Annotated in this window: 25 protein-coding genes; 11 read left to right on the forward strand and 14 right to left on the reverse strand. The window is 67.8% G+C overall.

What is annotated here, in order from left to right:
• Nucleotides 1-193: 193 nt before the first annotated feature.
• Nucleotides 194-2500, forward strand: coding sequence for a ribonuclease R (gene rnr / locus ACO227_RS10390; RefSeq protein WP_423601773.1), 2307 nt, complete (start codon nucleotides 194-196; stop codon nucleotides 2498-2500).
• Nucleotides 2501-2627: 127 nt separating this feature from the next.
• The gene (locus ACO227_RS10395) at nucleotides 2628-2957 is read left to right on the forward strand and encodes a hypothetical protein (RefSeq protein WP_423601774.1); all 330 of its coding nucleotides are present in this window, start codon (nucleotides 2628-2630) and stop codon (nucleotides 2955-2957) included.
• A 4-nt stretch (nucleotides 2958-2961) separates the two neighbouring features.
• On the opposite strand, the gene ACO227_RS10400 is transcribed toward ACO227_RS10395, so the two are convergent.
• Entirely contained in the window at nucleotides 2962-4128 is a 1167-nt protein-coding gene (locus ACO227_RS10400) for a saccharopine dehydrogenase family protein (RefSeq protein WP_423601775.1), read from the reverse strand.
• 139 nt (nucleotides 4129-4267) lie between these two features.
• Nucleotides 4268-4939: an HPP family protein gene (locus ACO227_RS10405; RefSeq protein ID WP_423601776.1), complete on the reverse strand. Its 672-nt coding sequence runs from the start codon at nucleotides 4937-4939 to the stop codon at nucleotides 4268-4270.
• A gap of 137 nt (nucleotides 4940-5076) precedes the next feature.
• Between ACO227_RS10405 and xth the strand changes: the two genes are divergently transcribed.
• Nucleotides 5077-5862 (forward strand): exodeoxyribonuclease III, encoded by a 786-nt coding sequence (gene xth, locus ACO227_RS10410; protein WP_423601777.1) that lies wholly within the window; start codon nucleotides 5077-5079, stop codon nucleotides 5860-5862.
• Between the two features lie 5 nt (nucleotides 5863-5867).
• Here xth and ACO227_RS10415 read toward each other — a convergent pair whose 3' ends face one another.
• Nucleotides 5868-6428, reverse strand: coding sequence for an alpha-ketoglutarate-dependent dioxygenase AlkB (locus ACO227_RS10415; RefSeq protein WP_423601778.1), 561 nt, complete (start codon nucleotides 6426-6428; stop codon nucleotides 5868-5870).
• 173 nt (nucleotides 6429-6601) lie between these two features.
• Between ACO227_RS10415 and ACO227_RS10420 the strand changes: the two genes are divergently transcribed.
• Entirely contained in the window at nucleotides 6602-6829 is a 228-nt protein-coding gene (locus tag ACO227_RS10420; protein ID WP_423601779.1) for a hypothetical protein, read from the forward strand.
• Nucleotides 6830-6832: 3 nt separating this feature from the next.
• Here the strand turns inward: ACO227_RS10420 and ACO227_RS10425 are convergent, their stop codons facing one another.
• Complete coding sequence (locus ACO227_RS10425) at nucleotides 6833-8377, reverse strand: N-acyl-D-amino-acid deacylase family protein (RefSeq protein WP_423601780.1); 1545 nt, start codon at nucleotides 8375-8377, stop codon at nucleotides 6833-6835.
• An 88-nt stretch (nucleotides 8378-8465) separates the two neighbouring features.
• Nucleotides 8466-10253: an ABC transporter transmembrane domain-containing protein gene (locus tag ACO227_RS10430; RefSeq protein WP_423601781.1), complete on the reverse strand. Its 1788-nt coding sequence runs from the start codon at nucleotides 10251-10253 to the stop codon at nucleotides 8466-8468.
• A 151-nt stretch (nucleotides 10254-10404) separates the two neighbouring features.
• Between ACO227_RS10430 and ACO227_RS10435 the strand changes: the two genes are divergently transcribed.
• The gene (locus tag ACO227_RS10435; protein ID WP_423601782.1) at nucleotides 10405-11634 is read left to right on the forward strand and encodes a polyhydroxyalkanoate depolymerase; all 1230 of its coding nucleotides are present in this window, start codon (nucleotides 10405-10407) and stop codon (nucleotides 11632-11634) included.
• 6 nt (nucleotides 11635-11640) lie between these two features.
• Here the strand turns inward: ACO227_RS10435 and ACO227_RS10440 are convergent, their stop codons facing one another.
• Nucleotides 11641-12009: a YkvA family protein gene (locus ACO227_RS10440; RefSeq protein WP_423601783.1), complete on the reverse strand. Its 369-nt coding sequence runs from the start codon at nucleotides 12007-12009 to the stop codon at nucleotides 11641-11643.
• 93 nt (nucleotides 12010-12102) lie between these two features.
• On the opposite strand from ACO227_RS10440, the gene ACO227_RS10445 reads away from it, so the two are divergent.
• Complete coding sequence (locus ACO227_RS10445) at nucleotides 12103-12396, forward strand: hypothetical protein (protein ID WP_423601784.1); 294 nt, start codon at nucleotides 12103-12105, stop codon at nucleotides 12394-12396.
• Nucleotides 12397-12411: 15 nt separating this feature from the next.
• Here ACO227_RS10445 and ACO227_RS10450 read toward each other — a convergent pair whose 3' ends face one another.
• Nucleotides 12412-12771: a VOC family protein gene (locus ACO227_RS10450; RefSeq protein ID WP_423601785.1), complete on the reverse strand. Its 360-nt coding sequence runs from the start codon at nucleotides 12769-12771 to the stop codon at nucleotides 12412-12414.
• A 119-nt stretch (nucleotides 12772-12890) separates the two neighbouring features.
• Between ACO227_RS10450 and ACO227_RS10455 the strand changes: the two genes are divergently transcribed.
• The 3 genes from ACO227_RS10455 to ACO227_RS10465 all read left to right on the forward strand — a co-directional run bounded on the left by ACO227_RS10455 (nucleotide 12891) and on the right by ACO227_RS10465 (nucleotide 14457).
• Nucleotides 12891-13358 carry an Lrp/AsnC family transcriptional regulator gene (locus ACO227_RS10455; RefSeq protein WP_423601786.1) on the forward strand — a complete coding sequence of 156 codons (468 nt, stop codon included), beginning with the start codon at nucleotides 12891-12893 and terminating at the stop codon, nucleotides 13356-13358.
• Nucleotides 13359-13436: 78 nt separating this feature from the next.
• Nucleotides 13437-13919, forward strand: coding sequence for a hypothetical protein (locus ACO227_RS10460; RefSeq protein ID WP_423601787.1), 483 nt, complete (start codon nucleotides 13437-13439; stop codon nucleotides 13917-13919).
• Nucleotides 13920-13980: 61 nt separating this feature from the next.
• Nucleotides 13981-14457, forward strand: a complete 477-nt coding sequence (locus tag ACO227_RS10465) for a hypothetical protein (RefSeq protein ID WP_423601788.1) — start codon at nucleotides 13981-13983, stop codon at nucleotides 14455-14457.
• On the opposite strand, the gene ACO227_RS10470 is transcribed toward ACO227_RS10465, so the two are convergent.
• The 5 genes from ACO227_RS10470 to ACO227_RS10490 form a co-directional block, all read right to left on the reverse strand.
• Nucleotides 14450-15043: a hypothetical protein gene (locus ACO227_RS10470; protein ID WP_423601789.1), complete on the reverse strand. Its 594-nt coding sequence runs from the start codon at nucleotides 15041-15043 to the stop codon at nucleotides 14450-14452. The genes ACO227_RS10465 and ACO227_RS10470 overlap by 8 nt on opposite strands.
• 126 nt (nucleotides 15044-15169) lie before the next feature.
• Entirely contained in the window at nucleotides 15170-16345 is a 1176-nt protein-coding gene (locus ACO227_RS10475; RefSeq protein ID WP_423601790.1) for an acetyl-CoA C-acyltransferase, read from the reverse strand.
• 23 nt (nucleotides 16346-16368) lie between these two features.
• Nucleotides 16369-16833 (reverse strand): MaoC family dehydratase, encoded by a 465-nt coding sequence (locus ACO227_RS10480; protein ID WP_423601791.1) that lies wholly within the window; start codon nucleotides 16831-16833, stop codon nucleotides 16369-16371.
• Nucleotides 16834-16987: 154 nt separating this feature from the next.
• Entirely contained in the window at nucleotides 16988-18181 is a 1194-nt protein-coding gene (locus tag ACO227_RS10485; RefSeq protein ID WP_423601792.1) for a mechanosensitive ion channel family protein, read from the reverse strand.
• Nucleotides 18182-18191: 10 nt separating this feature from the next.
• Entirely contained in the window at nucleotides 18192-19199 is a 1008-nt protein-coding gene (locus ACO227_RS10490) for a DNA topoisomerase IB (protein WP_423601793.1), read from the reverse strand.
• A 96-nt stretch (nucleotides 19200-19295) separates the two neighbouring features.
• On the opposite strand from ACO227_RS10490, the gene ACO227_RS10495 reads away from it, so the two are divergent.
• Both ACO227_RS10495 and ACO227_RS10500 read left to right on the forward strand, forming a co-directional pair.
• Entirely contained in the window at nucleotides 19296-19853 is a 558-nt protein-coding gene (locus ACO227_RS10495) for a type 1 glutamine amidotransferase domain-containing protein (RefSeq protein WP_423601794.1), read from the forward strand.
• Nucleotides 19854-19936: 83 nt separating this feature from the next.
• Entirely contained in the window at nucleotides 19937-20869 is a 933-nt protein-coding gene (locus tag ACO227_RS10500) for a right-handed parallel beta-helix repeat-containing protein (protein WP_423601795.1), read from the forward strand.
• 269 nt (nucleotides 20870-21138) lie between these two features.
• Here the strand turns inward: ACO227_RS10500 and ACO227_RS10505 are convergent, their stop codons facing one another.
• On the reverse strand, nucleotides 21139-21429 hold the full coding sequence (locus ACO227_RS10505) for a putative quinol monooxygenase (protein WP_423601796.1): 291 nt from the start codon (nucleotides 21427-21429) through the stop codon (nucleotides 21139-21141).
• An 83-nt stretch (nucleotides 21430-21512) separates the two neighbouring features.
• Entirely contained in the window at nucleotides 21513-24185 is a 2673-nt protein-coding gene (gene acnA, locus ACO227_RS10510; protein WP_423601797.1) for an aconitate hydratase AcnA, read from the reverse strand.
• Nucleotides 24186-24372: the final 187 nt, after the last annotated feature.

Genomic DNA, 24372 nt, shown 5'->3' on the forward strand with positions numbered 1-24372 from the left:
ACAGACCTACGTCATTCCCGCGCAGGCGGGAATCCATTACAGCTGCCGTCGCGGTTCTATCGAAAGGCCAGCCAGAATGGATCCCCGCCTGCGCGGGGATGACGAAGAAGGCGAGTGTTGGGAATTTGTCTCCTCGTCCCTATATTCAGGGCCAATGGCAAAACAGAACAAAACGAAGAAGCCCGCGCCCGGCATGCCGACGCGGCAACAGATTCTCGATTTCATCACATCGTCGGACCAGCCCGCGGGCAAGCGCGAGATCGCGCGCGCCTTCGGCCTTGCCGGGCAGGAGAAGATCGCGCTCAAGGCGCTGCTGCGCGACATGGCCGACGAGGGGCTGATCGACAGCGCCCCCGGCCGCGCCTTCCACAAGATGGGCGGCGTGCCCAAGGTGACCGTGCTGCGCGTGACCGACGCCGATGGCGATACCGTCTGGGCGGTGCCCGAGCGCTGGGAGGCCGAAGGCGTGCCCGTGCCGCGGCTGCGCGTGCGCGAGCGGAGCCGCAGCGGCGCGCTCGGCGTGGGCGACCGCATCCTCGCGCGCACCGAGGAAGCCGGCAAGGGCTGGATCGCGCATCCGATGAAGAAGCTCGCCAAGGGCGAGGAGGCGATGCTGGGCGTGGTCAAGGAGGAGGGCGGACGGCTCTACCTCCAGGGCGTCGAGAAGAAGGAGCGCAACAGCTACGTCATCTCCGAGCGCAACGGCGCCGAGCCGGGCGACCTAGTGCTGGCGGAGAAGAGCGGGCGCGGCCCGCGCATCTTCGCCAAGGTGATCGAGGTGCTGGGCGATCCCTTCGCCCCGCGCAGCTTCAGCCTGATCGCGATCCACCGGCACAGCATTCCCAATGTGTTCTCGGACGAACTGCTCGACGAGGCCGAGCGGGTGGCGAAGCAGGACCTGGGCCCCGTCAAGCCTGTTGGCTTGACGCCAACAGGAGGTGGGCGCGAGGATCTGCGCGACATCCCGATCGTGGCGATCGACCCGTCCGATGCGCGCGACCATGACGACGCGGTATGGGCGGCGCCCGACGACGATCCCAAGAACGAGGGCGGGTGGAAGGTGATCGTCGCGATTGCGGACGTGAGCTTCTACGTCCGCCCAGGCTCGCTGCTCGACCGCGAGGCGCGCAAGCGGGGGAACTCAGTGTACTTCCCGGACCGGGTGGTGCCGATGCTGCCCGAAATACTGTCGGCGGACGTGTGCTCGCTCAAGGAAGGCGTCGATCGCGCGGCGATGGCGTGCCATCTGCAGATCTCGGCGAAGGGCGAGCTCAAGTCGTGGCGGTTCAGCCGCGCGGTGGTGAAGCTCGCGGCGAACATCGCCTATGAGGATGCGCAGGCGGCGATCGATGCGGCGGGGGAGAAGGTCGATGTCGCCTCCTCGCCCTGCGGGATGAGCGCGGAGGAGCTGGCCGGGGTCGATCCGGCGCTGGTCGATTCGACGCTGCGGCCGCTCTGGGCGTGCTGGCGCGCGCTCAACAAGGCGCGTGAGAAGCGCGAGCCGCTCGATCTCGACTTGCCCGAGCGGCGCATCGTGCTCGACGAGAAGGGGCGCATCCTCTCGGTCGCGCCGCGCGAGCGGCTCGACGCGCACAAGCTGATCGAGGATTACATGATCGCGGCGAACGTCGCCGCGGCCAAGGCGCTGGAGGGCCGCAAGGCACCGGTGATGTACCGCGTCCACGAGCCGCCGAGCCGCGAGAAGCTGGTCGCGCTCAAGGAATATCTCAAGACGCTCGACGTCGAGTTCGCGCTGGGGCAGGTGATCCGGCCCGCGACCTTCAACCATGTGCTCGAGCGGGTGGGCGAGGCCGAGTTCCGCGCCGAGGTGATGACTCAGGTGCTGCGCACCCAGACCCAGGCCTATTACGGGCCGCAGAATGCCGGGCATTTCGGGCTGGCGCTGGGCAGCTATGCGCACTTCACCTCGCCGATCCGACGCTATGCCGACCTGGTGGTGCACCGCGCGCTGGTCGAATCGAACAAGCTCGGGCCGGGCGGCGAGCTGCCGACCGATCCCGAGATGGAGAAGACCGGTGAGGTCATCAGCCAGCTCGAGCGGCGCGCGATGGAGGCCGAGCGCGAGACGATCGACCGCTATGTCGCCGCCTATCTCTCGGCGCATGTCGGCGAGGTGATGGAGGCGCGGATCACCGGGGTGCAGAATTTCGGCTTCTTCGCGACGGTCGACGGTGTCGGCGGCGATGGCCTAGTGCCGGCGCGCGACCTGGGGCGGGAATATTTCCGCTATGACGAGGCGGCGCAGAAGCTGGTCGGCGAGGAGACCGGGGCAGAATTCGCGCTGGGGCAGCGGCTCAAGCTCAAGCTGGTCGAGGCGAACCCGGTGTCGGGGGCGCTGCGTTTCGAGCTGCCCGACGGCAAGGGCAGCGGATCGGGGCCAAGCCCCGAGGGTGGGCGGCCGCGCAAGCCGGGGCCGCCGCGCGTGCTCAAGCGGCGCGGGCGGCCGGGGAACATCAAGCACCAGGGGAAGAAGCGCTAAGTGCTTTCGTCACCCCGGACTTGTTCCAGGGTCCACGGTGCGGCAAGCGATGGGCAAGAGCCAGGAACGCAACGCGTAGTTCGCGGTGGACCCGGCACGAGGCCGGGGTGACGGGGAGGTTGGGGGTATGGCAGTCGAGTCAGTCGCAATCACCTCGACCGGGCGGGCGCGGCGCAAGGTGGTGGATCACTTCTGCGCACAGCATGCGGTCACGCCGTACGACACGATCCTCTACACACCGCCCGTGGAGCTGAAGGCAGCGTTCGATCGCCTGCTCGCCGAGCGGCTGATCCGCAAGGAGGGGCACGCCTACTACTGGCTGGACTTGCGTGCCTATGAGGCGGCGGTCGAGCGGCGGCGGCGCAAGCTGGTACCGGTGGCGATCGTCGTGTCGGTACTGCTCGCCGTGGTGGCGATGTCCTTCTACAGCGACGCGCCGTTGCCGTTCGTTGGCTGACGCGTCAGCGCACGCTGAACGTCAGCCCGGCATTGGCCTCGAGCCGGGCCTTCAACGGTTCCGCCATCAGCGCGGCGGGGGTCCAGATACCGCCCTTGGGCTCGATATCGCGGAGCAGGCAGAGCGCGGCTTCGGTGATGATCTTGCAGGTCGAGCCATAGCCCGGGTCGCGGTCGCCGGTGACGGTGGCGGTGAGGCGCTCGCCCGAGGGCATCTCGGCGATGAAGTCGATCTCGTAGAAGCCGGCCTCTCGCTCTTGCTTCGACGGGCCCTCGCCGGGGGCGGGGCCCTTGTCCGAGGTCATCGGGTTCATCTTGGCGATCGCTTCGGCCGCGGCCTTGCCCAGCTCGCCGAGGCCGGGGGCGATCATCATCTCGTCGTAGCGGAAGTCGGTGCCGTAGGGGTGGCCGGCGAGGAAGTTGGTGCGGTGGATGTTCTTGGTGTTGATCACCGCCATCATGAAGGGGGCGACCCAGCCGCCGACCGCCTCGTCATATTCGGGGATGATCCCCTTGGGCTGATCGGGGCCGGTGAAACCCGGGGTGAGCGCGAAGGGATCGAGCAGGGTCTTGAGCACCGCCGGGTTCTTCGCCGCCGCGGCGGCGGTCGCCTTGCCGCTGGCGAAGGTGCCGCCCGAGAACGTGCCCTGCATCTTGCGCACGCGGCCCTTCACGCGCGGGGCGGGGCGGCCGAAGCGCTCCTTCGCGGCCTGCTGGACGGTCCACACGCCGAAGTCGAACGGGATCGAATCGAAGCCGCCGGAGAAGACGATGCACGCGCCGCTCGCCTTGGCCGCGGCGTCGTGCTGCGCGATCATGTCGTGCATCCAGTTGGGCTCGCCGCACAGGTCGACATAGCCGGTGCCGGTCTCGACACAGGCGGCGACGAGGTCGCTGCCATAGAGCTGGTAGGGGCCGACGGTGGAGATGACGACGCGCGCCCGCGCCGTCATCGCGCGCAGGGCGGCGGGGTCGTCGGCATTGGCGGTGAGCAGCGGCGTGTCGGCGGGCGCGCCGATCTCGTCGCGTACTGCCTCGAGCTTGGTCAGCGAGCGGCCGGCCATCGCCCATTTGACGCCGCCGTCGCCGTAGCGCTGGACGAGATATTCGGCGACGAGGCGGCCGGTGAAGCCGGTCGCGCCATAGACGATCAGATCAAGCTCGCGTGCCATTATTCCTCTCCCGCCATCGCCATACCGCAGGTTCCAAAGGTCACAAAAGTCACCCCTCTACGCCTGCAAGGGGAGGTGGACCCGGAACCATACCGCGACTGCTGCCAGCGGAGCAGACGCACTCCGACTTTGCAAGAGGTCAGCGTTTCCGGCGGCGGGCGAGGGCATGCGCCTCGGCCTTGGACAGCAGCACGTCGAGATCCTCGCGGCTGATGTCGAAACTGTCGGGCAGCTCGGCGAGGGCGTTGTCGATATCCTCGAGATGCAAGCCCACCGCCTCGGGCGGCATCGGCAGCGGCACGGGAACGTGCGGATAGCTGTGACCCGACATGCGGTGGAAGAACATCGCCAGCGCGACCAATGCGATCGAGTTGAGCGCGACCGGGGCGAAGGCGAAGGCATAGCCCGCGGCGTGGACGCCGTGGCTGCCGATCACGACGGTGAGCGCGGCAGCGCCGCCCGGCGGGTGCAGGCAGCGGCACAGCGACATGAGCAGGATCGCGAGCCCGACCGCGAGGCCGGCGGCGATCATCGGATCGGCGACGTGCTGGAACACCACGACCCCGACCAGCGCCGAGATGGTGTTGCCGCCGACCACCGGCCAGGGCTGGGCGAGCGGGCTTGCCGGGACCGCGAAGATCAGCACCGCCGAAGCGCCCATCGGCGCGACGATCAGCGGCAGGTCCGCCGCGGTGAGCTCGAGCTGCGCGCAGACGAACATGGTGAGCGCGATACAGATCGTCGCGCCGAGGCAGGCGACGAGACGATCGGCGAAGCGCGCGCCGGCGAGCAGGGGGTTGAAGAAGCGCATGTCCGTCGATGGGTGGATGGGCTGGGGCGGCCGCTCTAGCCGCCTTGCCGGTGCGGAGGGAATGGGCGATTCTTGGGCGGGGCAAAGCTGCGCGATCAACGCGGAACGAGTCGGCGGCTCGCTCGCTTGTCGGGCATATGAAGATCGCCACCTACAATGTGAACGGGGTTAACGGCCGGCTGCCGGTGCTGCTGCGCTGGCTGGCCGAGGCGGAGCCGGACATCGTCTGCCTGCAGGAGCTCAAGGCGCCGGACGAGAAGTTCCCCGAGGCGGCGATCCGCGACCTTGGCTATGACGCGATCTGGCACGGGCAGAAGAGCTGGAACGGCGTCGCGATCCTGAGCCGGGTCGGCGAGATCCATGAGACTCGGCGCGGGCTGCCGGGCGACCCCGACGACAGCCACAGCCGCTATATCGAAGCGGCGGTGAACGGCATCCTGATCGGCGGGCTCTACCTCCCCAACGGCAATCCGCGGCCCGGGCCCAAGTTCGACTACAAGCTGCGCTGGTTCGAGCGGCTGATCGCGCATGCGGGGGAGTTGCTGGCGTCGGGCGCGCCGGTGATGCTCGCAGGCGACTTCAACGTGATGCCGACCGACCTCGACGTCTACAAGCCCGAGCGCTGGCTGGACGACGCGCTGTTCGCGCCGGAGGTGAAGGCCGCCTATTTCCGGTTGCTCGACCAGGGCTGGACCGACGCGCTGCGCACGCTGTATCCGGGCGAGACGATCTACACCTTCTGGGACTATTTCCGGAACGCCTATGCGCGCAACGCGGGCCTCAGGATCGACCATCTGTTGTTGAGCAAGCCGCTGGCGAAGCGGCTGGTCGATGCCCAGGTCGACCGTCATGTGCGCGGCTGGGAGAAGACCAGCGATCATGCGCCGGTGTGGATCGAACTGGCGGACAAGCCGAAGCGCTAGGGGCGCTAGCGCAAGCTGCGGAAGGTGATCGACCAGCGCGGCACCTCCATCGGGGCGATGCTGTGCTCCCATGCGTTCCGCGCCTCGCCCGAGAGGTGGTAGATCGAGCGTGGCGGGAGCGGAATCTGGCGGCGCTCGAACCGGGCGCCGGCGCGGCGGCGGAAGCGCATCACCGCCTCATGGCCGAGCGAGATGCCGACGACATGCTCGAATACCGGCCGGTCGCGGTGCCAGCCGATCCCGGCGCCGGGATCGTAGCGGATAAGCAGCGCCTGGACGAGCGCGTCGGGATCGAGCCCGGCGAAGGACGCGGCGCGGCGGCGCAGCGGGCCCAGCCAGGCGGGAAAGGGCTCGGACGGCGCGAAGCTGCCGCGGTCGAAATCATAGGTCCAGCCGAACGAGCGGGTCAGCCGCTTGCCGAGCCAACCCTGGAAGCGGAAGGGTTCGAGGTTCGCGGCGTCGATGCGGGCGACAAGCTCCGATTCCTCGGCCGGGTCGACGATGGCATCGCGCGTCTCAAGGCCGGGCAGGATCGAGGTGCCGAACAGGTCGGTCGTGTCGGGCATGCCATCTATGTAGGTGCCGGAGCGATCGCTTCACCCCCGCTCTTGAAACCGGGCGGGCAGGCTCCGACTATCTGCGCCTTCAGCGGCGGGAAACGATGCGCATTTCAAATGGAGCCGGACCCTCGGATCTGGCGCAATACCGGGTCCAGCGGCACTTTGCCGATCATCGGGCGGTGACGCCGCGCGACGCGATCGAATATGCGCCGCCGAGCCCCGTCGAGCGCAAGGCGTTCGAGCAGCTGCGTGCCGCGGGTGTGATCCGCGAGGCGCAGCCGGCCTGTTACTGGTTCGACCTCGACCGCATGGGGCGGGAACCCCGGCGGCGCGATCCCAAGACCTATGTGGCGATCGCGCTCGCGGTGGTGCTCGCCTGCCTCGCCTATATGCTCTACCGTGGCTAGTCGTCAGCCCGTAGCCGCTGCGCGCAGCAGGCGGCCGGGGCGGCCGACGCGCTGGCCGCGCTCGAACGCGGGCTGGCCATTGACCATCACCAGGTCGAACCCCTCGGCACGGGCGAAGGGGTCGAGATAGGTCGAGCGCGCGCGGACCCTGGCGGGATCGAACAGGATCAGGTCAGCCTTGGCGCCCGGGCGGATCGTGCCGCGGTCGGGCAGGCGCAGGATGCGGGCGGGGAAGCTGGTCGCCTTGCGCACCGCTTCCTCGACTGGGATGCGCTTCGCCTTGACGACATAGTCCTCGATCAGCCTGGCGTAGGTGCCGGTCGAGCGCGGGTGCCGCATGGTCGGGCCGCCGTCGGTCGAGATCGCCACCAGCGGATCGAGCAGCAGCACGTCCTGCAGCGGCTGGTCCATCGTGAAATGCGCGCCCGACCCGCCCTCGGGGCCGAGCTGGATGAGGAAATCGGGGAAGGCGAGGCCTGCGTCCCCTGATGCCTGCGCCACGGTCTTGCCGGCATATTTCCCGGTGCCGAGCAGCAGCATCTCCGGCCCGCCGCGGCGGATCATGCGCTTCTCGAGATAGTCGCGCAGCTCGGCGCGGCGGGTGGCGAGGACGGCGGCGTAATCGGTCGGCGGGAGGGCCCATTGCGGGAACAGGATCGCGATGCCGGTGAAGCCGGCATTATAGGGATAGGCGTCGGCGGTGAGGTCGATCCCGGCGCGGCGCTTGGCGGCGAGGACGTCTAGCAGCGCGCGGGCGCGGGCCTCGCCCTTGCCGAACACGACCTTGAGGTGCGAGATGTGCGGGCGCGCGGGGCCGGCGGAGGCGATGAGCTCGTCGATCGACGCATCGATCTCGCCGTCATTCTCCGAACGCATATGGCTCATCGCGACGCCGCCATGGCGCGCGACGACTCGGCCGAGCGCGGCGAGCTCGGCGGTCTCCGAATAGATGCCGGGGACATATTCGAGGCCGAAGGAGAGGCCGAAGGCGCCGGCGCGCAGCTCCGCGTCGAGCTGGGTCTCGAGCCGGGCCAGCGCGGCGGGGCCGGGGCGGTGCACCGCGTCGGGGATCTTGGCCGCGCGGCGCAGCGTGCCGTGGCTGGCGAGCGTGGCGACGTTGACGTCGAGCGGGGCGCGATCGGCGGCGCGCATCCAGCCGCGCAGGTCGAGATCGCCCTTGAGCCGCGGGCCGCTGCCGTCGACGCCGAGCGTGATCGTGGTGACGCCCATGGCAAGGAAGCCGTCATAGGATTCCCTGAGCGGGTCGCCGTGCGTGTGCGTGTCGATGAAGCCGGGGGCGAGGACGCGGCCCTCGCCGGCGACGATGCGCGCGCCGGTGACGCGGATGCGCTCGCCGGGGGTGGCGATCCGCGTGATCCGGTCGCCGGTGACGAGCACGTCGGCGGGGCGCGGCGGGGCACCGGTGCCGTCGACCAGCAAGACCTCGCGAAACAGGGTGTCGGGCGTCGGGGCGGCTGAAGCGCGGCTGGCGAGGCCGGTCGCCAAGGCGCCGCCGATGAGCTGCCGGCGCGACAGATGCTGGTTCATGGATATCCCCGCTTGGCCCTGGGGAGATATGCAGGAGGTGCCGGGGCCGGGCAACGCGCCAGAGGTTCTGGCCGTATAGCCTGAGGTTCTAGGCGGTCTCGCTGAACTGCAGGCTGGCGAGGCGGGCGTAGAGGCCGCCTTGCGCGACCAGCTCGGCATGCGTGCCGGTCTCGACGATGCGGCCCTCATCCATCACGATGATGCGCTTGGCCGCACGAACGGTGGCGAGGCGGTGCGCGATGACGAGGGTGGTGCGGCCCTGCATCAGATGCTCGAGCGCGTCCTGGACGAGGCGCTCGCTCTCCGCATCGAGCGCGCTGGTCGCCTCGTCGAGCAGCAGGATCGGGGCGTCGCGCAGCAGTGCGCGGGCGATGGCGATGCGCTGGCGCTGTCCGCCCGAGAGGCGCGCGCCGTCCTCGCCGAGAAAGGTGTCGAGGCCCTCGGGCAGCTCGCGCAGGAATTCGGCGGCGTTGGCGGCCTCGGCGGCGTGCCAGATCGCTTCCTCGGTGGCGTCCCACGCGCCGTAGCGCAGATTGTCGCGCGCGGTGGCGGCGAAGATCACGGTCTCCTGCGGCACCATCGCCATGCGCGCGCGGACCTCGCCCGGATCGGCCTGGCGCACGGGGACGCCGTCGACGCGCACCTCGCCGCCCTCGGGATCGTAGAAGCGCTGGACGAGCTGGAACAGTGTCGACTTGCCCGCGCCCGAGGGGCCGACCACCGCCACGGTCTCGCCCGGCGCGACCGACAGGGTGAACTGGTTGAGCGCCGAGACCTCAGGCCGCGTCGGATAGCGGAAGGTGACGTTCGCGAAGTCGATCGCACCCTGGGGCGGGACGGGCAGCGGGACCGGGTCGGCCGGCGGGGCGATGTCGGGTTCCTGCGCAAGCAGCTCGGCAAGGCGGCTGGCGGCGCCCGAGGCGCGCAGCAGGTCGCCATAGACCTCGGTCAGCGCGCCGAACGCACCGGTGACGAGGCCGGCGGTGATGACGAAGGCCGTGATCGAGCCGCCCGAGATGCGCCCCTCCGCGACGCCATAGACCGCGTCCCACATGATCAGGGTGATCGCGGTGAACAGCGCGAAGATGACGAGCGCGGTCATCAGCGCGCGGGTGGCGAAGCGTTTCCGCGCGGTGGCGAAGCCGGCGTCGACCGCGGTCTGGAAGCGCTCGCCTTCGCGCTTCTCCTGCCCGAAGGCCTGGACGATGCGCATCGCGCCGAGCGTTTCGGAGGCGATCGCGCCGATATCGGCGACGCGGTCCTGGCTGGTGCGCGAGAAGCGGCGCACGCGGCCGCCGAGCCACATGATGGGCAGGACGATGATCGGCAGGCCGACGATCAGATAGGCGGCGATCTTGGGCGCGAGGACGAAGAGATAGATGGTGCCGCCGATCGCGATCAGCAGGTTGCGCAACGCGACCGAGACGGTGGTGCCGACGATCTGCTCGACCACCGCGGTGTCGGCGGTGAGGCGGCTGGCGATCTCCGACGGGCGGTTCTCCTCGAACCATTTGGGCGGCAGGCGCAGTAGGTTGCGGTGGACCGCGGCGCGCATGTCGGCGACGGTGCGCTCGCCGAGCCAGGAGACGAAGTAGAAGCGCATCGCGGTGGCGAAGGCGAGCACCACGACGATCAGCAGCAGGCCCTGGAAATAGGCGCCGATCTGCGACGGGTCGGCACCCTCGGCAAAGCCCTTGTCGACCACTTCCTTGAAGGTGCGCGGAATCCACAAGGTGGCGCCCGCGGCGAGCAGCAGCGCGACGATCGCGAGGCCGAGCTGGAGCGGGTAGCGGCTGGTGTAGCGCCACACGATGCGGAGGCTGGACAGCTTGCGGGGCGCGGCGGGACTCGCGGGCTTCGTTTCGGGCTCGGCCATGGCGCCGCCTAGCCGGAAGCGAGGATCAAGGGAACATCATTCCTACCTCGAACATTGGGTATGGATGGACATTGCACCGCATCATCCGGCCGCTATAACCCGCTGCCACCGTTGTCAGACGGGACGCGTGGGGCGGGGACAGTAACGACCGATGTTGTACGATGCTTACGAAATGCAGCGCTCGATGTTGGCCGGCGCGAGCGCGCTGGCGAATTTCGGCGCGGGGCTGCTGAATAATCCGGCAAATCCCTTCGCTTACTTCGGCGGCGGGCCGATCCTCGCTTCGGCACTGGAAGTGTTCGCGCACGCCGCTGCGCCGCGCGGCAAGCCCGAGTTCGGGCTCGAATCGACCGTCATCGACGGCAAGCCGGTCGCGGTCCATGAGGAGATCGTGCTGCGCAAGCCGTTCGGTCAGCTCAAGCGATTCGTCCGAGAGGGCATCGAGGGCGGCCCCAAGCTGCTGATCGTCGCGCCGATGAGCGGCCATTATGCGACGCTGCTGCGCGGCACGGTCGAGCGGATGCTGCCGACCGCCGACGTCTACATCACCGACTGGCGCGACGCGCGGCAGGTGCCGCTCAGCGACGGGCGCTTCGATCTCGACGACTATGTCGATTATGTGATCGAATTCCTCGAGGCGATCGGCGCGGAAGGCGACCAGCGGCCGCACGTGCTCGCGGTGTGCCAGCCCTCGGTGCCGGTCTATGCGGCGGTCGCGCTGATGAACGCGGACAAGCATCCCAACCGGCCGCGCACGCTGACGCTGATGGGCGGCCCGATCGACACGCGCGAGGCGCCGACCGCGGTCAACACGCTGGCGACCGAGCGGCCGCATGCCTGGTTCGCACAGAATGTGATCGCGACGGTGCCGGCGACCTATCCGGGCGCGGGGCGGCGAGTCTATCCGGGCTTCCTGCAACTCGCCGGGTTCATGACGATGAACCTGGGCAACCACATGATCTCGCACTGGGAGATGTTCAAGCACCTGGTCAAGGGCGACGACGAGAGCGCGGAATCGACGATGCGCTTCTATGACGAGTATCGCGCGGTGTGCGACATGACTGCCGAGTTCTACCTCCAGACGATCGACGTGGTGTTCCAGGCGCATGCGCTGCCCAAGGGCGAGATGATGCACCGCGGGCGGCGCGTCGACCCCGCGGCGGTCACCGACACCGCGCTGCTCGCGATCGAGGGCGAGCGCGACGACATCTCGGGCCTGGGGCAGACCAAGGCGGCGCTGACCATCGCCACCGCGCTGCCGGCCAAGATGAAGAAATACCATATGGCGCCAGCGGTGGGCCATTACGGCATCTTCAACGGGAGCAAGTGGCGGACGAAGATCGCCCCGGTGCTCGAAGAATGGATCGCCAAGCACGCCTGACCGAGGTCAGTCGTAGCTCAGCATCACGAATTCAAAGGCCAGGAAGGCGATCAGCGCCCAGATCGCGATCACGAGCGCGATTCCCCATTTGCTCACCGGGCGCGCCGCGGCGGCTTCCGCGGTGGCGCGGTGTTCGGCGAGCAGCGCGGGCGGGACGAGGCGCGCGAACAGCCACACGCCGGCCGGGATCAGCACGGCGTCGTCGAGCAGCCCCAGTATGGGGATGAAATCGGGGATCAGGTCGATCGGCGACAGCGCATAGGCGGCGATCAGCAGGCCGACGAGCTTGGCGAACAGCGGCGTGCGCGGGTCGCGCGCGGCGAGCCAGACGGTGTGCGATTCGACACGGATGCGATGCGCGAATGATTGCCCCATGAGCGAGGGATCGTCCGGCGTGGCGCGATGGTCAAGCGTCGCGGGCGGGTATCCAATGTGATATCATGGGTGGAGGCCAATCGGGAGGATGCGATGCGGACGGCATTGGTGATCGGCTTGATGGCGACGACGGGCACCGCGGTCGCGGGCGTTGCGCTGACTCAGTCCGGCGTATCGAGCGGTACGAAGGACGCCTGCGTGCTCGCCAAGGCAACGCCGACGCCAAGCCCCACGCCGCGGCCCAGCGGCTCGGGAAAGCATATTCCCAAGGCGACGCTGAGCGCGCGCAAGACCGGCGGCGACGGACAGCCGCTGATGGGCCAGAAGAAATACGGCAATATCGTGCTCAAGCGCGGCGCCGACGCCACGGACTGCCCGACCGAATGAGCCGACGCCCCTGCCTCAGATAGGGGCGTGGCAGACGAACTCGATCAGGCGGTCGTCGGGATCGCGCAGATAGCCGGCATAATAGTTCGGGTGGATATGCGGCGCGAGCGCGGGCTCGCGGTCGAGCGTGAAGCCGGCCTTGCGCCCGATCGCGTAGATCGCGTCGACCGCGCGGCGATCGGGCGCGGTGAAGGCGAAATGGACGTTCGCCGAAGCTTCGCCCTCGGTCAGGAAGAAGTCGAGCCGCTCGCCGTCCCCGAAGCCCTTGGCGGCGTCGTCCACCATCTGCCGATAGCCGAGCGGGGCGAGCAGAGTGGCATAGAAATGCAGCGTGCGCGCGAGATCCGGCGTCTTGATTTCGAGATGGTCGAGCATGGTTGCCTCCGTGTCTGCAAGCGTGCAGATAATGCCGAATTCATACCAAGAGCGCGCAGCTTCGGATCAATTTTGATCGGGATGGATCAGAACGAGTAGATATTTGACTGGTATCGATCATGCCAATTGAGCTGGACGTGCAGGACCGCAGATTGCTGTCATTGCTGCAGGCCGACAGCGGTACCGCGATCAATACGCTGGCGGACGAGACGGGGCTGTCGCCGGCCTCGGTGCAGCGGCGGCTGCGGCGGTTGCGCGAGGGCGGGGTGATCGCGCGCGAGGTGGCGGTGATCGATCCGCTCGCGGTCGGGCTCGGGATGAGCTTCATCGTGATGGTCGAGCTCGAGCGCGACCGCATCGACCAGCTCGACGCATTCCGTCGCAAGGCGCTGCGCGAGCCGCATGTCCAGCAATGCTATTATGTGACGGGCGAGGCGGACTTCGCCCTGGTCTGCGTGACGCGCGACATGGCCGATTTCGAGGCGCTCACCCGGCGGCTGTTCTTCGGGGACGAGAATGTGCGGCGCTTCCGCACCTCGGTGGTGATGGGACGGACCAAGGTCGGGCTGACATTGCCGATCGAATGAATCGCGCCGGCGCGATTAAATCATTGTCCCTAGTGATGATACAATGTATCATCACCTCCGTCTAACAGGAGAGAGCATATGAAAGCGATCGTGGCAACCCTTCTGCTCGCCGGCACCGCGCCGGCGGCCCCGGCCGCCGCCCCGGCGACGCCCGCGTCGCCGCTGCTCGGCAGCTGGGCGGTCGATCTGTCGCGGCTGCCGATGCCGCCCGAGGCGCGGCCGAAGCGCGTGACGATCACCTATAGCGATGCCGGCGGCGGCAAGTGGCGGACCCAGGTCGAGGTTCAGGGCAAGGACGGGTCGCGCAGCCACGCCACCGGGACCTACTGGCCCGACGGCACGTCCTTTCCGGTGGAGGGCAATCTCGAGGCCGATACCGCCGCGGTGAAGCTGCCGGCGCCCAATGTCATGGTGCAGGCGCTGGCCAAGGGCGGCGTGCCGGCGTCGATGCGCACCTATACCGTCGCGGCGGACGGCAAGACGATGACCGAGACCGTGGTGTTCTTCACGCCCGACGGCAAGCCGGCGATGCGGACGAACTATTTCAACCGGGTGAGCTAGACGGGAGGTCCTGCGCAATTTGACAAGGATTGCGGCGTAAGAGCACGGAATGAGCTTTCGCATGCCGGTTTTCGTTGGATGGGAGCTGTTCAAGGCGCGTCGCCGTGGCGAGCGCTGGCCGCCGCCCGTCTCGCCGGACGCGATCCTGGCCGTGCGCGCCGAGCCGGGACGTATCCTGATCGATATCACCGACCGCGACCGGCGCAGCCATCATGACCGGAGCGCGGTCGCCCACTCGATCGCCCGTTTGCTGGCCATCTCGAACGGGCAGCGTCACCGGGTGATCGGACGCATCCCGATGATCGGCAAGCCGGCGGGCAATTTCCGCTATGTCGTGCGCTACCCCTTGCCGTTCGAGATGCGCCGCGAGGACCAGCGTTTTCGTCATGGCTTCGACGCGCTGGTCGTCGAACTGGGCGAGGCGCCGCGCACGATGAGTCCGGTCGAGTTCGGCCAGGCCGCGACACGTGCGGTCGAAGCCAATCTCGAAGCGGACGGCATGTCGGCGAACGATTATTTCAGAGGCTATCTCAAGTAGGCGGCTTCCCGCGATGCCTTGCCACGAATGCGACGAGGGCGGGGTCGTCGATCCGGTCGACCGCGATCGCGTCGATCAGCGTCTTCTCGGAAAGCGGGCCCTTGCGCGCGAAGAAGACGTAGAGGCTGCCTGGGTGACTGTACGCCGTATCGCCGATGCTCATCGTGCCGCAGGTGGTCATCGAACGGTTGATCCGGAACAATGCCCGCGGTCGCGAGCCCCTGAGCCAGCCGATCGGCTTGAAATAGGACGGGGCGGGATATTCGTATCTGACCCTGGGCACCGGCGGCGGCGGGATCGGCCGCCCTGCGCGCGTCCGCCGGACGGGCGGCGGTCGATGGGGCGATGCCCATGCCGTGTCCCGCGCGATGAAGATCGAGTCGGCGCGCTGCAGCGCATCGGCCTGCCGATCGCGCAGCCATTGCTCGGCCTGCCTGCGCTGCTCCCTCGCGATGCGCGCCTTGTAGGCTTGCTCGCTTTCGCCGGGCTGGGGCGGCGGCATCGGTACCGGCGAGCACGCCCATGCAGGCCAGGCGAACAGCGCCGCCGCGCTCAGAGCAGCCGCCAGTGCAAAGCGTTTCGTCATCCTGCTTTCCCGCGCCAATGCACGATCATCGCAAGATGATACAATATTACACATCCGGCTGGCAATGGTCAACGGAAAGGCCGGCGGATCGCGCCGCCGGCCCTTCGACTGTTCGGACGGTGAGGCTCAGAGAACCTCGAACAGCCCCGCCGCGCCCATGCCGCCGCCGACGCACATCGTGACGACGACATACTTGGCACCGCGGCGCTTGCCCTCGATCAGCGCGTGGCCGGTGCAGCGCGCGCCGGTCATGCCATAGGGATGGCCGATCGAGATCGAGCCGCCATTGACGTTGAGCAGCTCATTGGGGATGCCGAGCTGATCGCGGCAGTACAGCACCTGCACCGCGAACGCCTCGTTGAGCTCCCACAGCCCGATATCGTCCATCTTGAGGTTGAAGCGCTCGAGCAAGGCGGGGATCGCGAAGACCGGGCCGATGCCCATCTCGTCGGGCTTGGTGCCCGCCACCGCCATGCCGACATAGCGGCCGAGCGGGGTGAGGCCGCGCTTCTCCGCGACCTTCTCCTCCATCAGCACCGAGGCGGAGCTGCCGTCGGAGAGCTGGCTGGCGTTGCCCGCGGTGATCACGCCGTTGGGGACGACCGGCTGGAGCGCCTGGAGGCCCTCCAGCGTGGTGTCGGGACGGTTGCCCTCGTCCTTGGTGAGAGTGACCTCCTTCTGGGTGACTTCCTTGGTCTCCTTGTTGACGATGTTCATCGTCGCGGTGACCGGGATGATCTCGTCGTCGAACTTGCCCGCGGCCTGGGCCGCGGCGGTGCGCTGCTGCGACTGGAGGCCGTACTCGTCCTGCGCCTCGCGCCCGATGCCGTAGCGCGCGGCGACGACCTCGGCGGTCTGCAGCATCGGCATGTAGACGTCGTTGTGCATCGCCAGCAGCTCGGGATCCGGCGCGATGCGCATCTGCGGGGTCTGGACCAGGCTGATGCTCTCGACGCCGCCGCCGATGGTGATGTCCATATTGTCGCAGACGATCTGCTTGGCGGCGGTGGCGATCGCCATCAGGCCGCTGGCGCACTGGCGGTCGACCGACATGCCGGCGACGCTGACCGGGAGGCCGGCGCGCAACAGCGCCTGGCGCGCGATGTTGCCGGCCTGGTGCCCCTGCTGGAGCGCGGCGCCGAACACGACGTCCTGCACCTCGGCGCCGTCGATCCCGGCGCGCTGCACGGCGGCCTCGATCGACCTGGCGGCGAGCGTCTGGGCGGGGAGCGCGTTGAACGCGCCGCGATAGGCCCGGCCGATCGGGGTGCGGGCGGTGGAGACGATGACGGCGGAACGCATGGGTGGCTATCCTCTTATGATCGTTAGACGAAAATCTGGCTGATCCATTCGGCGATCATCGCGGGCTTGTCCTCGCCCTCGATCTCGACGGTGAATTCGACGGTCTGCTGCCACTGGCCGGGGCGCTTCTCGGCCAGCTCGAGCGTCTTGAAGCGGCCGCGCACACGCTTGCCCGAGCGCACCGGCTGGAGGAAGCGGACTTTGTTGCCGCCATAGTTGACGCCCATCTTCACTCCCTCGATCCGGGGCTGGGGCGTCAGCGAGTTGAGCAGCGGCATCAGCGAGAGGGTGAGGAAACCGTGGGCGATGGTGCCGCCGAACGGGGTCGTCGCGGCGCGCGCGGGATCGACATGGATGAACTGGTGGTCGCCGGTCGCCTCGGCGAACTTGTCGATCATAGCCTGAGTCACCTCGACCCAGTCCGAGACGCGCTCCTCGCCGGTGCGGGCGGCGAGCTGCTGGATCGTGATCGTCTCGGCGTCGGCCATTGCGGCTCCTTCTCGCATCCTCGCCGGCATGTAGGCGCAACCTGACGTGCACGGCAAGGGGGTGCCTACTGCAAACGCGAAGATTTCGGTTGCAGTAAGAGAAATGCTGGGCTGGCAATCCAAACCGGATATTCGAAAATGGGTTGGGCGCGAATCAGCGCCCGTCGTCGGCCTTGTCCACGCGGACCACTGGCTGAACCTCCGGATAGGGGTAGATCAGCGTGCCGTCGGGCGACGCGGTATAGGCGGTTTGGGTCGGATAGGGGATGGTGATCTTCTCCGCCGCGAACTTGCGCAGGATCTCGATCATCACGCGGTCGCGCGTGGCGTGCGCCAAGTCCCAGTCGTTGCCGGAGAGGTCGAATTCGAGCACGAGGTCGACCGAGCTCGGCCCGAACGCGTTGTAGCTGGCGCGAGCGACCGTGGCGCCGGCCGCCTCGACGATCTCGCGCAGCATCGCGGGGATGCGCTCGAGCGTCTCAGGCGGGGTCTCATAGGCAACGCCGATGGGGAGTGCGATGCGGATATGGTCGCGCATCGTCGCGTTCTGGATCTCCTTGTCCAGCAGCTGCTTGTTGGCGATGATCCGCTCCTCGCCGGTGAAGGCGCGGATCCGGGTGGACTTGAGACCGATCGCCTCGATCGTGCCCTTGGTCTGGTCGTAGGCGATGCTGTCCCCGCGCCGGAACGGGCGGTCGAAGATGATCGCGAGCGCGGCGAACAGGTCGGCGAAGATGCCTTGCGCGGCGAGGCCGATCGCGATGCCGCCGACGCCGAGGCCGGCGACCAGGCCGGTGACGTTGACGCCGAGATTGTCGAGCACCACCACCAGCGCGATCGCGAACAGCGCGAAGGTGACGAGCAGGCGGATCAGGCCGAGCGCGGAGAGCAATGCCTCGCCATGGTAGCTCTCGCTCTCGGTGCGCTTCTCGATCGCGCCGAGGATCAGCTCGCGCGCCCAGAGCGCGGCCTGGAAGACGGCGGCGAGGGTGAAGAGGAAGTCGATCGTCTTGCCCAGCACCGCGGGCGGGTTGGCGTAGCCGCTGACCAGCTTGGCGGCGACCATGATCATGAAGAAATTGCCGGTCTTCGCGACCGCGCGGCCGAGGATCGTGCCCCAGCCGGCGGGACCGGTCGAATGCTCGCACAGCTTCATCCCCCAGCGGCGCAGGAAGTGGAGGATCAACACGATCGCGGTCGCAACGCCGACCGCGATCAGGATCTGCAGCCAGTGGCTGCCGAGCCAGGCGATGCTGTCGTTCCACAGCGTGCGCGCCTGGAGCTCGATGCTCTCCGAGGTGACGTTCGCGGTCTTTTCGGCCGCGGCGGCGGTATTGGTGACGGTCATGACGGGTCCTTCAGGCAGCTTTGGCGGTAACGCCAGCGCTTTCGAGAAAGGCGATGAGGCCGCGCTCGGCGCGGGTGAGGTGGCGGGTGGCGCGGGGCAGGGTAAGGGTGTCGCGGAACGCCCGTTGCGCTTCGCGGTCCTTGGCGAGCGCGATCAGATCGGGGTGGACATAGGATTTGCGGGCGATCGCAGGGGTATTGCCGAGCGCCTGGGTCACCGGCTCGAGCATCGTGGCGAGGCCGATATGGCCATCCGCCCCCGCCAGCGCCTCGAACGCGATCACGCTCGCGCCCCAGGTGCGGAAATGCTTGGCCGTGAATTCGTCCTCCATCGCGTCCCGGATATAGTCGTTGACGTCGGTCGAGGTCACGGGGTGCGCTTCGCCTTGGTCGTCGAGCCAGCCGAACAGATGCTGGCCGGGCAGATCCTGGCAGCGCTTGACGAAGTTGCGCAAGCTGTTGTCGGTGAGGGTAAGCGTGCGCAGCCGGCCCGACTTGGCGCGGTATTGCAGCTTGAGGCTGTTGCCCTTCAGCTTGGCGTGGCGCTTGCGCAGCGTTGTCGCGCCGAAGCTCTTGTTCGTCCTGGCATAGCTTTCGTTGCCGACGCGGACATGGCCGCGATCGAGCAGGCGGACGACCGCGGCGACGGCGCGCTCCCTGGACAGCGAGCGCTTGCGCAAGTCCGCCTCGATCCGGGCGCGCAGCTTGGGCAGGAGGCGGCCGAAGGCGGCGCAGCGGTCGTATTTCGCGGCCTCCTGCGCGGCGCGGAATTCGGGGTGGTAGCGATATTGCTTGCGCCCGCGATCGTCGATGCCGGTGGCCTGGAGATGGCCATTGGGGTGGGGGCAGTACCAGGCGCCGGTATAGGCCGGGGGCAGGCCGACGGCGTTGAGCCGGTCGATCTCGTCGCGATCGGTGATGCGCTTGCCTGTCGCGTCCCAATAGCCCCAGCCGTGCCGCACCTTGCGCCGCGTGATTCCCGGCCGGCTGTCGTCGCAATATCGCAGGCCGCGCTTCATGCCCGTTGAATGCGCGGCCCGGCGCATCGTTCCGGAACCGGTGTGCGGCGCGGCGGTTGAAAAGGCAGTCAACCCCGGAGCTTGAGGAGAGTGAAGATGGCCGAGCTGGCGCAGGCGCGCGTGCTGATGATCGCGACCGACGGGTTCGAGGAATCGGAGCTGATGAAGCCGCGCCAGGCCCTGCTCGACGCGGGCGCGAAGGTGACGCTCGCTTCGCTGACGACCGATCCGATCCGGGGCGAGAGCGGCGCCAGCAAGGGCGCGGCGATCACGCCCGACGCGCTGGTCGCGGAGATGGACGCCGACGACTTCGATGCGCTGGTGCTGCCGGGCGGGGTGGGCAATCCCGACAAGCTGCGGCTCGACCGGCGGACGGTGGAACTGGTCCAGGAATTCTTCGACGACGGCAAGGTGGTGGCGGCGATCTGCCATGCGCCGTGGCTGCTGGTCGAGGCCGACATCGTCGACGGCAAGCGCGTGACGAGCTGGCCCTCGGTGCGCACCGACCTCGCCAATGCCGGCGCGACGGTGGTGGACGAGGAGGTGGTGGTCGACGGCAACCTCATCACCAGCCGCAAGCCCGACGACATCCCGATGTTCGTGGACGCGATCAAGTCGCTGCTTATCGAGGAGCTGGAAGCGGCGGTGGAGTAGGCTATGCAAGCCCCTCCCTGGAGGGGAGGGGCTTATTAATGCTTCGCGCGCATAAGCCCGCGAAACCTTCGCGGAGTTTCTCCATGCGCCTCGCTTTCGCTCTCGCCGCCCTGCTCGCCACCACCGCGCCCGCACTGCCGCAGGGGCAGGGCACGCCGTTCACGGTGCAGGAAACCGGCCGCGGCTATGCCTCGCTGCAGGAGGCGGTGTCGGCGATCGGCGAGGGGCGCGGGACGATCCGCATCGCGCCGGGCCGCTATGGCGAGTGCGCGGTGCAGGAAGCGGGCGAGATCAGCTTCGTCTCCGATGTGCCGGGCAAGGCGATCTTCGATCGCGCGATCTGCGAGGGCAAGGCGACATTGGTGCTGCGCGGGCGCGGCGCCAAGGTCGACGGGATCGTGTTCATGCGCACCCTGGTCGAGGACGGCAACGGCGCGGCCATCCGGCTCGAGACCGGCGACCTTCACGTCACCAACGCGATGTTCATCGACGGCCAGTGCGGCATCCTCACCGCGAGCTTCCCGCAGGGGCGGATCACGATCGAGCGCTCGACCTTCGCCGGGCTCGGCAAGGACCCGACCGGCAATGGCGCGCATGCGCTGTACATCGGCGACTATGGCAGCCTGCGCATCTTCCAGTCGCGGTTCGAGCGCGGCACCGGCGGGCACTATGTGAAAGTCCGCGCGCCGCGCGTGGAAATCCTCGATTCGAGCTTCGACGACAGCCAGGGCCGCAACACCAACTATGCGATCGACCTGTCCAACGGCGCGAGCGGGCGGATCGCGGGCAACTCGTTCGAGCAGGGGCCGAACAAGGACAATTACTCGACGATGATCGCGGTGGCGCCCGAGGGCCCCAAGCACAGCTCGGCCGGCCTCACGATCGAGGACAACAAGGCGTGGCTGTCGCCCGGGTTCAAGGAGCGTACGACGTTCGTCGGCAACTGGTCGCGCGACGCGCTGGTGGTGCGGGGCAACGAACTGGCGGACCGGATCGCGCCGATCGCGCAGCGTTAGGGTCGGTTACCCGAAAGCTGCCCCCTGCTTGCAATGTTGGATTTCATTTGCTTGCATTGTTCGGTCGCCCAGCGGCCGCTCTTTGATCTCGTTGATCCGCATGGTTGAAATGCGCCGGGTGACACCCGCCGGACAAAGGCGACGAAGTTGTCAGAATGAATCGCGTTCCGCGTAACTTTGTCAACTTCCCGGCAGATTTCCGCCGGCCTACGACCTCCGGCGAACGAATCCCGTTCGTCATTCCCGCGAAGGCGGGTGACTATCCTCGCCTACAGCCCCACGCCGCCGGCGACGTTGAGTTCGATCTGGCTTTCGAAGGCGGCGATCAGTGGGCGGCCTTTGGTGATTGCGGCACGGACGGCGGGGAGCTGGAGCGAGGCCTTGTGGCTCTCGGCGCTGTCCCACACTTCGGTGATCCAGATCGCGTCGGGATCCTTGACGTCCTCGGCGACGATATAGGCCTTGCAGCCGGGCATCGCGCCGGTCCCCTCGAGCAGGATCGCGACGAGCTCCGCGCGCCTGCCTGGCTGGGCGCGCATTTTTCCTAGCAATCCGAACATGTTGCTCCTTTCCGTCGCGCTGGCATGCGGCGCAAGCAGGGCGATCGCCAGGCCTCCGGCGATCGCCTGCCTGCGCCCGGTCCTCACTTGGCGAGGTTCCGCAGGACGTACTGCAGGATGCCGCCGTTGAGGAAGTATTCGAGCTCGTTGACGGTGTCGATGCGGCAGCGGGTGAGGAAGGTCTCGCTCGAGCCGTCGGCGCGGGTCAGCTTGACCTCGACGTCCTGACGCGGGCGGAGCTGCGCAACCCCCTGGATCGTAAAGGTTTCCGAGCCGTCGAGCTCGAGCGTCCGGCGGTCGACGCCCTCCGCGAACTGCAGCGGCAGCACGCCCATGCCGACCAGGTTCGAGCGGTGGATGCGCTCGAAGCTCTCGGTGATCACCGCGCGGACGCCGAGCAGGTTGGTGCCCTTGGCTGCCCAGTCGCGCGAAGAACCGGTGCCGTATTCCTTGCCCGCGACGATCACCAGCGAAGTCCCGTCGGCCTTGTGACGCATCGCAGCGTCGTAGATCGGCATGACCTCGCCGTCGTATTTCGTCATGCCACCTTCGACGCCTGGCACCATTTCGTTGCGAATACGGATATTCGCGAAGGTACCGCGCACCATGACATTGTCGTTACCGCGACGCGCGCCATAGCTGTTGAAGTCGGCCTTGCTGACTTGGCGCTCCATCAGCCACTTGCCCGCGGGGCTGTCGGCCTTGATCGAGCCGGCCGGGCTGATGTGGTCGGTGGTGATCGAATCTCCCAATATTGCCAAGGGCTTGGCGTCGACGATGTCGGCGATCGGGGCCGGGGTCATCGTCATGCCCTCGAAATAGGGCGGGTTGGCGATGTAAGTGCTTGAAACGGGCCAGTTATACGTCGCCGAACCCTCGACCGCGATCTTCTGCCAATGGGCGTCGCCGAGATACACGTTCGAATAACGGGTACGGAACATGTCGGAGTCGATGTTGGCGTTGATCACGCCCTGGACTTCCTCGTTCGTGGGCCAGATGTCCTTCAAGTAGACCGGGCCGTCCGTACCCTCGCCGATCGGGGTCTCGACCATGTCCTCGGTCACCGTGCCCTTGAGCGCGTAGGCGACGACCAGCGGCGGGCTGGCGAGGAAGTTGGCGCGCACGTCGGGCGAGACGCGGCCCTCGAAGTTGCGATTGCCCGACAGGACCGAGGCGGCGACGATGTCGTTGCCGTTGATCGCGTCACTGATCGGCTGGGCGAGCGGGCCCGAATTGCCGATGCAGGTGGTGCAGCCATAGCCGACCAGGTTGAAGCCAATCGCGTCGAGATCCTCGGTCAGCCCGGCCTTGTTGAGATAATCGGTGACGACCTGCGACCCCGGGGCGAGCGAGGTCTTGACCCAGGGCTTGCGCGTCAGGCCCTTGGCCCGCGCCTTGCGCGCGACGAGGCCCGCGGCGATGAGGACCGAGGGGTTCGACGTGTTGGTGCACGAGGTGATCGCGGCGATCACCACGTCGCCATCGCCGATGTCGTGGTCCTTGCCCTCGACCGGGGCGCGGGCGGGGCGCTCCTTCTGGTAGACCTTGAACAGGTCGCCGTTGAACACCTCGTCGACCTTGTTGAGCGACACGCGGTCCTGCGGGCGCTTGGGGCCGGCGAGCGACGCGGTGACGGTCGCCATGTCGAGCTCGAGCGTGTCGGTGAACACGGGGTCGGCCATGTCGTCATGGCGCCACATGCCCTGCGCCTTGCAATAGGCCTCGACCAGCGCGACGGTCTCGTCGCTGCGGCCGGTGAGGCGCATGTAGTCGAGCGTCTTGTCGTCGATGCCGAAGAAGCCGCAGGTCGCGCCGTACTCGGGCGCCATGTTGGCAATGGTCGCGCGGTCGGCGAGGGTCATGCTGGCGAGGCCGGGGCCGAAGAACTCGACGAAGCGGCCGACCACACCCTTGGCGCGCAGCATCTGGGTGACCGTCAGCACCAGGTCGGTGGCGGTGATGCCCTCCTGCAGCTTGCCGGTGAGCTTGAAGCCGATCACCTCGGGGATGAGCATCGACACCGGCTGGCCGAGCATCGCGGCCTCGGCCTCGATGCCGCCCACGCCCCAGCCGAGCACGCCGAGGCCGTTGACCATGGTGGTGTGGCTGTCGGTGCCGACCAGCGTGTCGGGATAGGCGACGGTCAAGCCGTCGGCCGCCTGCGAGCTCCAGATCGCATCGGCGATATATTCGAGGTTGACCTGGTGGCAGATGCCGGTGCCCGGGGGGACGACCGAGAAATTGTCGAGCGCCTTGGAGCCCCATTTCAGGAACTCGTAGCGCTCCATGTTGCGCTGGTATTCGAGCTCGACATTCTCCTCGAACGCCTTGGGCGTGCCGAACTCGTCGACCATCACCGAGTGATCGATGACGAGGTGGACGGGGACCTGCGGATTGATCTTCGCGGCGTCGCCGCCGAGCCTGGTGATCGCGTCGCGCATCGCGGCGAGATCGACCACGCAGGGCACGCCGGTGAAGTCCTGCATCAGCACGCGCGCGGGGCGGTACTGGATCTCGCGCTCGGGCGCGACGGGGTTGTTCTGCCAGTCGACGATCGCCTGGGCGTCGTCGGGGGTGACGGTTACGCCGTCCTCGAAGCGCAGCATGTTCTCCAGCAGCACCTTCATCGAGAAGGGCAGGCGGCTGACGTCGCCGAGCTTCGCCGCGGCCTTGGCCAGGCTGTAATAGCTGTAGCTCTTGCCGCCCACGGTGAGCGTGTCGCGCGTTCCGAGGCTGTCCTGGCCGATGGCTGTCATTGCGTGCGGGTCCCTTTCCCAGTCTGTGTGCCACCGGAGCGGCGTGGGGGGAGCGGCTGCTAACAGAGCCGCACGGGCGCGCCGGTGCGAAGCGAATGCGAAGATTCGGGAGGGCCGATAGCAGGGGTAGGGGGTTGGGGGAAGGGGAGGGGTAGGTGGTTCAGCGCTACACATTTCCGCCCGTCTA

Source organism: Sphingomonas sp. MS122 (assembly GCF_049532975.1).
Lineage (GTDB): Bacteria > Pseudomonadota > Alphaproteobacteria > Sphingomonadales > Sphingomonadaceae > Sphingomonas.

Excerpts from the sequence above, each read along its gene's own strand:
- rnr (WP_423601773.1), top strand. The coding sequence starts at position 194 with ATGCCGACGCGGCAACAGATTCTCGATTTCATCACATCGTCGGACCAG.
- ACO227_RS10395 (WP_423601774.1), top strand. The coding sequence starts at position 2,628 with ATGGCAGTCGAGTCAGTCGCAATCACCTCGACCGGGCGGGCGCGGCGC.
- ACO227_RS10400 (WP_423601775.1), bottom strand. The coding sequence starts at position 4,128 with ATGGCACGCGAGCTTGATCTGATCGTCTATGGCGCGACCGGCTTCACC.
- ACO227_RS10405 (WP_423601776.1), bottom strand. The coding sequence starts at position 4,939 with ATGCGCTTCTTCAACCCCCTGCTCGCCGGCGCGCGCTTCGCCGATCGT.
- xth (WP_423601777.1), top strand. The coding sequence starts at position 5,077 with ATGAAGATCGCCACCTACAATGTGAACGGGGTTAACGGCCGGCTGCCG.
- ACO227_RS10415 (WP_423601778.1), bottom strand. The coding sequence starts at position 6,428 with ATGCCCGACACGACCGACCTGTTCGGCACCTCGATCCTGCCCGGCCTT.
- ACO227_RS10425 (WP_423601780.1), bottom strand. The coding sequence starts at position 8,377 with ATGAACCAGCATCTGTCGCGCCGGCAGCTCATCGGCGGCGCCTTGGCG.
- ACO227_RS10430 (WP_423601781.1), bottom strand. The coding sequence starts at position 10,253 with ATGGCCGAGCCCGAAACGAAGCCCGCGAGTCCCGCCGCGCCCCGCAAG.
- ACO227_RS10435 (WP_423601782.1), top strand. The coding sequence starts at position 10,405 with ATGTTGTACGATGCTTACGAAATGCAGCGCTCGATGTTGGCCGGCGCG.
- ACO227_RS10440 (WP_423601783.1), bottom strand. The coding sequence starts at position 12,009 with ATGGGGCAATCATTCGCGCATCGCATCCGTGTCGAATCGCACACCGTC.
- ACO227_RS10445 (WP_423601784.1), top strand. The coding sequence starts at position 12,103 with ATGCGGACGGCATTGGTGATCGGCTTGATGGCGACGACGGGCACCGCG.
- ACO227_RS10450 (WP_423601785.1), bottom strand. The coding sequence starts at position 12,771 with ATGCTCGACCATCTCGAAATCAAGACGCCGGATCTCGCGCGCACGCTG.
- ACO227_RS10455 (WP_423601786.1), top strand. The coding sequence starts at position 12,891 with ATGCCAATTGAGCTGGACGTGCAGGACCGCAGATTGCTGTCATTGCTG.
- ACO227_RS10460 (WP_423601787.1), top strand. The coding sequence starts at position 13,437 with ATGAAAGCGATCGTGGCAACCCTTCTGCTCGCCGGCACCGCGCCGGCG.
- ACO227_RS10465 (WP_423601788.1), top strand. The coding sequence starts at position 13,981 with ATGCCGGTTTTCGTTGGATGGGAGCTGTTCAAGGCGCGTCGCCGTGGC.
- ACO227_RS10470 (WP_423601789.1), bottom strand. The coding sequence starts at position 15,043 with ATGACGAAACGCTTTGCACTGGCGGCTGCTCTGAGCGCGGCGGCGCTG.
- ACO227_RS10475 (WP_423601790.1), bottom strand. The coding sequence starts at position 16,345 with ATGCGTTCCGCCGTCATCGTCTCCACCGCCCGCACCCCGATCGGCCGG.
- ACO227_RS10480 (WP_423601791.1), bottom strand. The coding sequence starts at position 16,833 with ATGGCCGACGCCGAGACGATCACGATCCAGCAGCTCGCCGCCCGCACC.
- ACO227_RS10485 (WP_423601792.1), bottom strand. The coding sequence starts at position 18,181 with ATGACCGTCACCAATACCGCCGCCGCGGCCGAAAAGACCGCGAACGTC.
- ACO227_RS10490 (WP_423601793.1), bottom strand. The coding sequence starts at position 19,199 with ATGAAGCGCGGCCTGCGATATTGCGACGACAGCCGGCCGGGAATCACG.
- ACO227_RS10495 (WP_423601794.1), top strand. The coding sequence starts at position 19,296 with ATGGCCGAGCTGGCGCAGGCGCGCGTGCTGATGATCGCGACCGACGGG.
- ACO227_RS10500 (WP_423601795.1), top strand. The coding sequence starts at position 19,937 with ATGCGCCTCGCTTTCGCTCTCGCCGCCCTGCTCGCCACCACCGCGCCC.
- ACO227_RS10505 (WP_423601796.1), bottom strand. The coding sequence starts at position 21,429 with ATGTTCGGATTGCTAGGAAAAATGCGCGCCCAGCCAGGCAGGCGCGCG.
- acnA (WP_423601797.1), bottom strand. The coding sequence starts at position 24,185 with ATGACAGCCATCGGCCAGGACAGCCTCGGAACGCGCGACACGCTCACC.